5 protein-coding genes are annotated in these 7,516 nt (G+C 65.3%); 4 read left to right on the top strand and 1 reads right to left on the bottom strand.

The window, feature by feature from the left end:
- Positions 1–14 precede the first annotated feature (14 nt).
- On the top strand, positions 15–1,637 hold the full coding sequence (locus GSQ95_RS13405; RefSeq protein ID WP_158896449.1) for an NAD+ synthase: 1,623 nt from the start codon (positions 15–17) through the stop codon (positions 1,635–1,637).
- A gap of 67 nt (positions 1,638–1,704) precedes the next feature.
- Here GSQ95_RS13405 and GSQ95_RS13410 read toward each other — a convergent pair whose 3' ends face one another.
- A complete protein-coding gene (locus tag GSQ95_RS13410) occupies positions 1,705–2,730 on the bottom strand; it encodes an outer membrane protein assembly factor BamD (RefSeq protein ID WP_007160812.1) in 1,026 nt (341 codons plus the stop codon).
- Between the two features lie 188 nt (positions 2,731–2,918).
- On the opposite strand from GSQ95_RS13410, the gene rluD reads away from it, so the two are divergent.
- From rluD to clpB, 3 genes are all read left to right on the top strand, one after another.
- Positions 2,919–3,878 carry a 23S rRNA pseudouridine(1911/1915/1917) synthase RluD gene (rluD, locus tag GSQ95_RS13415; RefSeq protein WP_158896448.1) on the top strand — a complete coding sequence of 320 codons (960 nt, stop codon included), beginning with the start codon at positions 2,919–2,921 and terminating at the stop codon, positions 3,876–3,878.
- Positions 3,875–4,606, top strand: coding sequence for a peptidoglycan editing factor PgeF (gene pgeF / locus GSQ95_RS13420; protein ID WP_158896447.1), 732 nt, complete (start codon positions 3,875–3,877; stop codon positions 4,604–4,606). Before rluD ends, pgeF begins: the two co-directional genes overlap by 4 nt.
- 130 nt (positions 4,607–4,736) lie before the next feature.
- Entirely contained in the window at positions 4,737–7,301 is a 2,565-nt protein-coding gene (clpB, locus tag GSQ95_RS13425) for an ATP-dependent chaperone ClpB (RefSeq protein ID WP_133861295.1), read from the top strand.
- The last annotated feature ends 215 nt before the right edge of the window (positions 7,302–7,516 follow it).

Consider the following 7,516-nt stretch of genomic DNA (forward strand, 5'->3'; position numbering starts at 1 on the left):
GCAAGGAAGAGTGCATGAGTCAGCTGCTGAATGTCGTGATGGCGCAAGTGAACCTCAAGGTCGGCGACATCCACGGCAATGTGGAGCGGATCATCGCCGCGGCCCAGGAGGCCCGGGATGACTTGCACGGCGATCTCATCGTCTTCCCGGAATTGTCGCTGTGCGGCTATCCCCCGGAGGACCTGCTGCTGCGCTCGAGCATGCAGCGCCGCATCGAGCAGGGCTTGCAGCGGATCCGCCAGGAGATCGCCGGTATCCATGTGCTGGTGGGTTTTCCCTGGCTGGAGGAGGGGCGGCGCTACAACGCCTGCGCGGTCTATCGCGATGGCGCCGAGTTGGCCTTCTATCGCAAGCAGCAATTGCCCAACTACCGGGTGTTCGACGAGAAGCGCTATTTCGAGCCGGGCGACAGCGCTGCAGTATTCGATTACCAGGGCGTGCCCATCGGCGTCACCATCTGCGAGGACATCTGGTTCGCCGAGCCCATGGCCAAGGCACGCGCGGCCGGGGCGCGGCTGATGCTCAACCTCAATGCCTCGCCCTTCCACGGCGGCAAGCAGCCGGAGCGCGAGGCGGTGGTGGGCGAGCGTGCCCGCGAGGGCGGCATGCCGGTGGTCTACGTCAACCAGGTGGGTGGCCAGGACGAACTGGTGTTCGACGGTCACTCCTTCGTGGTCGATGCTCGGGGGCAGGTCAGCCAGCGCGCGCCGGCCTTCGTCGAGGGGCTCTATCCGGTCATCTTCGATGAGGCCCTGCAACCGCAGCCGGCCGCGCTGGCCCCCGTTGCCTCGCTGGAGGCCAGCGTCTATGACGCCCTGGTGCTCGGGGTGCGCGACTATGTGCGCAAGAACGGCTTCAGGGGGGTAGTACTGGGGCTGTCCGGTGGCATCGATTCGGCCCTGGTGCTGGCGGTCGCCGCGGATGCGCTGGGCGCGGAGCAGGTGGAGGCGGTGATGATGCCCTACCACTACACCGCCCAGATCAGTCTGGAAGACGCCGAAGCCGAAGCCCAGACGCTAGGCGTGCGCTACAGCGTGCTGCCCATCGCGCCCATGGTCGAGGCCTTCCAGGAGACCCTGGCCGGCGAATTCGCCGGGCTCGGGCGGGATACCACCGAGGAGAATCTGCAGGCGCGCTGCCGCGGGACCCTGCTGATGGCCATTTCCAACAAGAAGGGCTATCTGGTGCTCACCACCGGCAACAAGAGTGAGATGGCCGTCGGTTACGCCACCCTCTATGGCGACATGGCCGGCGGCTTCGACGTGCTCAAGGATGTGCCCAAGACCCTGGTGTTCCGCCTCTGCGAGTACCGCAATCGAGATGGCGAGGTGATTCCGCAGCGCGTCATCGACCGCCCGCCGTCGGCCGAGCTGTCGCCCGACCAGAAGGACGAGGACTCGCTGCCGCCCTATCCGGTGCTCGACGAGATCCTGCGGCTGTATGTCGAGCAGGATCTCTCGGCGGTGGATATCGTCGCCGCCGGCTTCGACGAGGAAACGGTGCGCAGGGTGCTGCGCCTGGTGGATCTCAACGAATACAAGCGGCGCCAGGCGGCGGTGGGTGCCCGGGTCACCCAGTGCGGTTTCGGGCGTGACCGGCGTTATCCGATCACCTCGGGCTGGCGCATCGGCGACTAGCTCGCCGCTTCCGGCGCAATGAAAAAGGGGAAGCCACTGGCTTCCCCTTTTCACGTCCGACGCCGAATCAGTCGAACAGACCAAAGGTCAGGCGGCTGAACCAGGAACGCTTGGCCGGCGCCGGCGTCGCGCCACCGGCCTTCTCGGCCTCGGCCGGGTCGACGATGCGCAGCTCGGGCGCCAGGTTGTCACGCTCTTCCTGGTACTTGCGCTGGATGTCCTGGCTGGCGCGGGTCTCGCCGGGTGGCAGCGGATCGCTCGGACGATCGATCAGGCCCAGGGTCGCACGGGTCAGCCAGGAGCGCTGCTGATCCTTGTCGTCCGGCTCGCGCAGCTGGAATTCGCCATCCTTGAGGCTGACGTTGTCCGGGTAGTTGAGCTTGAGGGTTTCCAGGCTGGTGGCCGCCAGGTCGTTGAGACCCAGGTGCTTGTAGGCTTCGGTCATGATCGCCAGGCCGTCACCCACGGACGGGGTGCCCTGGAAGTTCTCGACCACGTAGCGACCGCGGTTGGCGGCGGCCACATAGGCCTTGCGGGTCAGGTAGTAGTGGCCGACGTGCACGTCGTAGGCCGCCAGCAGGTTGCGCAGGTAGACCATGCGCGCCTTGGCGTCCGGGGCGTAGCGGCTGTTGGGGAAGCGGCTGGTGAACTGGGCGAAGTCGTTGAAGGAGTCGCGCGCCGCGCCGGGATCACGCTTGGTCATGTCCAGCGGCAGGAAGCGCGCCAGCAGGCCGCGATCCTGTTCGAAGGAGGACACGCCCTTCATGTAGTAGGCGTAATCGACGTTGGGGTGCTGCGGATGCAGGCGGATGAAGCGATCCGCCGCCGTGCGCGCCGCTTCCGGCTCGCCGTTCTTGTAGTTGGCGTAGATCAGCTCGAGCTGGGCCTGTTCGGCATAACGACCGAAGGGATACCGCGACTCCAGGGCCTTCAGCTTGCTGATGGCATCCGTGTAGCTGCTGTTGGAGATATCGCGCTGAGCCTGGGTATAGAGCTCGCCCTCCGGCAGATTTTCCGGAACCTCGGGCGCTTTCGAGGAGCAGGCGGCGGTGAGGACTAGGCTGGTGACCAGCAGCAGGTGCTTCAATTGCATGGCGGCTTGGATTCCCCGAAACGGTCGGCGGTGCAGGGATGAGCGCGGAGAGCACTCACCTAGCCTGTGACGGGGCCGGAACCGTCCTGTTATGATGATCGACCCGGAATGCCGGGGCAAAAAAGTCGCCGTATTTAACCACAGGGTCGGGCCGATTCCAAAAGCCCCGCCATTGCCCGCGCAGATCCATGTCCGAATCCATCGTTCTCAACGCCGAAGTCCCCTACGAACTGGGTGGTCAGCGCCTCGATCAGGTCGCTGCCCAGCTGTTCGCCGAACACTCCCGCTCGCGTCTCGCCGCCTGGATCAAGGACGGCAGCCTGACCGTCGACGGCGCCGTGTTGCGCCCGCGCGACACCGTCCATGGTGGCGCCCAGCTGGCGCTGCGAGCCGAACGCGAGGCCCAGGGCGAATGGGTGGCCCAGGACATCGAGCTGGACATCGTCTACGAGGACGATCACCTGCTGGTGCTCGACAAGCCGGCCGGGCTGGTGGTGCATCCGGCCGCCGGCCATGCCGATGGCACCCTGCTCAACGCCCTGCTGCACCACGTGCCCGGCTTGGAGAGCGTGCCGCGTGCCGGCATCGTCCACCGCCTGGACAAGGACACCACCGGACTCATGGTGGTGGCCAAGACCCTGGAAGCCCATACCCATCTGGTCGCCCAGTTGCAAGCACGCTCGGTGAGCCGCATCTATGAAGCCGTCGTCGCCGGGGTGATCGTCGCCGGCGGCACGGTCAATGCGCCCATCGGTCGTCATTCCCAGCGTCGCCAGCAGATGGCGGTGATTGCCGGCGGCAAGCCCGCTGTCAGTCACTACCGCGTGCTGGAGCGCTTCCGCGCCTATACCCATGCCCGGGTCAAGCTGGAAACCGGGCGCACCCACCAGATCCGTGTGCACATGACCCACGTCGGTTTTCCGCTGGTGGGCGATCCGGTCTATGGCGGGCGCTTCAAGATTCCGCCGGCGACCAATCCGACCCTGATCAAGACCCTGCGCGAATTTCCGCGCCAGGCGCTGCACGCGCGCTTCCTCGAACTGGATCATCCGGTGACCGGCGAGCGCCTGCGCTGGGAGTCGCCGCTGCCCGAGGATTTTGTCTGGCTGCTGGATCTGCTGCGCCAGGACCGGGAATCCTTCGAATGATCGGCGCCGACTGGCTGCGGCCGGACTGGCCGGCGCCGGTCGGCGTCCAGGCCTGCGTCACCACCCGTTTGGGTGGGGTCAGTCAGTCGCCTTTCGCCAGCTTCAACCTCGGTAATCACGTCGGTGACGATCCGGAGGCAGTCGCCGAAAATCGTCGACGCCTGGGCGAGGCCCTGGGTTGCCAGCCGGCTTGGCTCGAACAGGTCCATGGTACCGCTGTGGTCGAAGCCGATCCTGCGCAGGTGCTGCGTGCCGATGCGGCCTGGACGGCCACGCCCGGTGTCGCGGTGACCATGATGACCGCCGATTGCCTGCCGGCGCTGTTCTGCCGGCGTGACGGCTCTCGTGTTGCGGCGGCCCATGCCGGCTGGCGCGGTCTGGCGGGTGGCGTGCTGGAAGCTGCCGCGGCCAGTCTGGAGGTGGCCCCCGCCGAGGTACTGGTCTGGCTGGGCCCGGCCATAGGTCCGGCCAGCTTCGAGGTCGGTGCCGAGGTGCGTGAGGCCTTTGTCGCCCAGCAGGGCGACGCCGAGCGCTGCTTCGTGGCCAGGGGCGGGGACAAGTACCTGGGCGATCTCTATGCCCTGGCCCGTCTACGTCTCGCCGCTCGGGGCATCACGGCGGTCTATGGTGGTGGCTTCGACACCTTCGCCGATGACCAGCGGTTCTTCTCCTATCGGCGCGCCGCTCGTACCGGGCGCTTCGCCAGCCTGATCTGGATCAAGCCCTAGGTCTTTTTTTGGGATGTCAAGCCTCCCTGGCTTGAATCGTTACGCATCGCCCCTATCTAAAGGTCATTCCCGCGGGTAATCGAAAGCGCCTACTGCCGCGCCGTCCCGCGTTTCAGATAGGACCTTGCCCATGCGTATAGACCGTTTCACCAGCAAACTGCAGCTCGCCCTTTCGGATGCCCAGTCCCTGGCCGTCGGCCACGATCATCCGGCCATCGAGCCGCTGCACCTGTTCTCTGCCCTGCTCGAACAGCAGGGCGGTTCCATTTCCCCGCTGCTGCGGCAGGTCGGCTTCGACCTCGCCAGCCTGCGCAAGACCCTTGCCGAAGAGCTGGACAAGCTGCCCAAGATCCAGAATCCCAACGGCGATGTGAATCTTTCCCAGGATCTGGCGCGCCTGCTCAATCAGGCCGATCGCCTGGCCCAGCAGAAGGGTGACCAGTTCATCTCCAGCGAGCTGGTGCTGCTCGCCGCCATGGACGAGAACACCCGCCTCGGCAAGTTGCTGCTGGGGCAGGGCGTCTCGCGCAAGGCGCTGGAGAACGCCATCAACAACCTGCGCGGCGGCGAGGCGGTCAACGACGCCAATGCCGAGGACAGCCGCAAGGCCCTGGACAAGTTCACCGTCGATCTCACCAAGCGCGCCGAGGACGGCAAGCTCGACCCGGTGATCGGTCGGGACGACGAGATCCGCCGCACCATCCAGGTCCTGCAGCGCCGCACCAAGAACAACCCGGTGCTGATCGGCGAACCCGGCGTTGGCAAGACCGCCATCGCCGAAGGCCTGGCCCAGCGCATCATCAACGGTGAAGTACCCGACGGCCTCAAGGACAAGCGCCTGCTGGCGCTGGACATGGGTGCCCTGATCGCCGGCGCCAAGTTCCGCGGTGAATTCGAGGAGCGCCTCAAGGGCGTGCTCAACGAACTGAGCAAGCAGGAAGGGCGCATCATCCTGTTCATCGACGAACTGCACACCATGGTCGGCGCCGGCAAGGCCGAGGGCGCCATGGATGCCGGCAACATGCTCAAGCCGGCTCTGGCCCGTGGCGAGCTGCATTGCGTGGGTGCCACCACCCTCGACGAGTACCGCCAGTACATCGAGAAGGACGCGGCCCTGGAGCGGCGTTTCCAGAAGGTGTTGGTGGACGAGCCGAGCGAAGAGGACACCATCGCCATCCTGCGGGGCCTCAAGGAGCGCTACGAGGTGCACCACAAGGTGGCCATCACCGACGGCGCCATCATCGCCGCGGCCAAGTTGTCCCATCGCTACATCACCGACCGCCAGCTGCCGGACAAGGCCATCGACCTGATCGACGAGGCCGCCAGCCGCATCCGCATGGAGATCGACTCCAAGCCGGAGGCCCTGGATCGCCTCGATCGCCGGCTGATCCAGCTCAAGGTGGAGCGTCAGGCGCTGAAGAAGGAAGAAGACGAGGCCGCGCGCAAGCGTCTGGAAAAACTCGACGAAGACATTGCCCGCCTCGAACAGGAATACGCCGATCTGGAGGAAATCTGGAAAGCCGAAAAGGCCGAGGTCCAGGATTCCGCCCAGTTGCAGCAGCGCATCGAGCAGGCGCGTACCGAGCTGGAGGCCGCTCGCCGCAAGGGTGACCTCAACCGCATGGCCGAGCTGCAATACGGCACCATTCCTGATCTGGAGCGCAGTCTGCAGATGGTCGACCAGCACGAGAAGCCGGCCAACCAGCTCCTGCGCAACAAGGTCACCGAAGACGAGATCGCCGAGGTGGTCTCCAAGTGGACCGGCATTCCGGTCAGCAAGATGCTCGAAGGTGAGCGCGATAAGCTGCTGCGCATGGAAGAGGCCCTGCACAACCGGGTGATCGGCCAGGACGAGGCGGTCACCGCCGTGGCCAACGCCGTGCGTCGTTCGCGGGCCGGGTTGTCGGACCCCAACAAGCCCAGCGGTTCCTTCCTTTTCCTCGGCCCGACCGGGGTGGGCAAGACCGAGCTGTGCAAGTCGTTGGCGGAATTCCTCTTCGATACCGAAGACGCCATGGTGCGCATCGACATGTCCGAGTTCATGGAGAAGCACTCCGTGGCTCGCCTGATCGGTGCACCGCCCGGCTACGTCGGCTATGAGGAGGGCGGCTACCTGACCGAGGCCGTACGGCGCAAGCCCTATTCGGTGGTCCTGCTGGACGAGGTGGAAAAGGCGCATCCGGATGTGTTCAACATCCTCCTGCAGGTGCTGGATGACGGTCGCCTGACCGACAGCCAGGGGCGTACCGTGGACTTCCGCAATGCAGTGATCGTCATGACCTCGAACCTGGGCTCGGCGCAGATCCAGGAGCTGGTGGGCGATCCCGATGCCCAACGCGCGGCGGTGATGGACGCGGTGGCGGGTCATTTCCGTCCCGAGTTCATCAACCGTATCGACGAGGTGGTGGTGTTCGAACCCCTGGGGCGCGAGCAGATCGCCGGCATCGCCGAGATCCAGTTGCATCACTTGCGTCAGCGACTGGCCGAGCGTGATCTGCAACTGGAGCTGACGCCGGAGGCCTTGGACAAGCTGGTCGCGGTGGGTTACGACCCGGTCTATGGGGCACGTCCACTCAAGCGGGCGATCCAGCGCTGGATCGAGAACCCGCTGGCCCAGCGCATCCTGTCCGGGGCCTTCGCGCCGAACAGCCGGATCCAGGGCCGACTGGAGGGCGACGAGATCGTCTTCGCCTAGGAAATGGCCGGGCGATCCCAGGGTCGCCCGGCGTTTCCGATAAATTTGTGAAAAAACAGCAGGCTAGGTGTTGACGTCTGTTTCTACTTCCGTAAAATAGCGCACCTCACTTACGGCAAAGCTCGAAAGGCAGTGACGTAAGAGGGGTTGGAAGAGAGAAATTCCGCGATAGCTCAGTCGGTAGAGCAAATGACTGTTAATCATTGGGTCCCTGG

It is taken from the genome of Pseudomonas sp. BAV 4579 (genome assembly GCF_009765395.1).
In the GTDB taxonomy this organism is placed as follows: Bacteria; Pseudomonadota; Gammaproteobacteria; order Pseudomonadales; family Pseudomonadaceae; genus Chryseomonas; species Chryseomonas aestiva.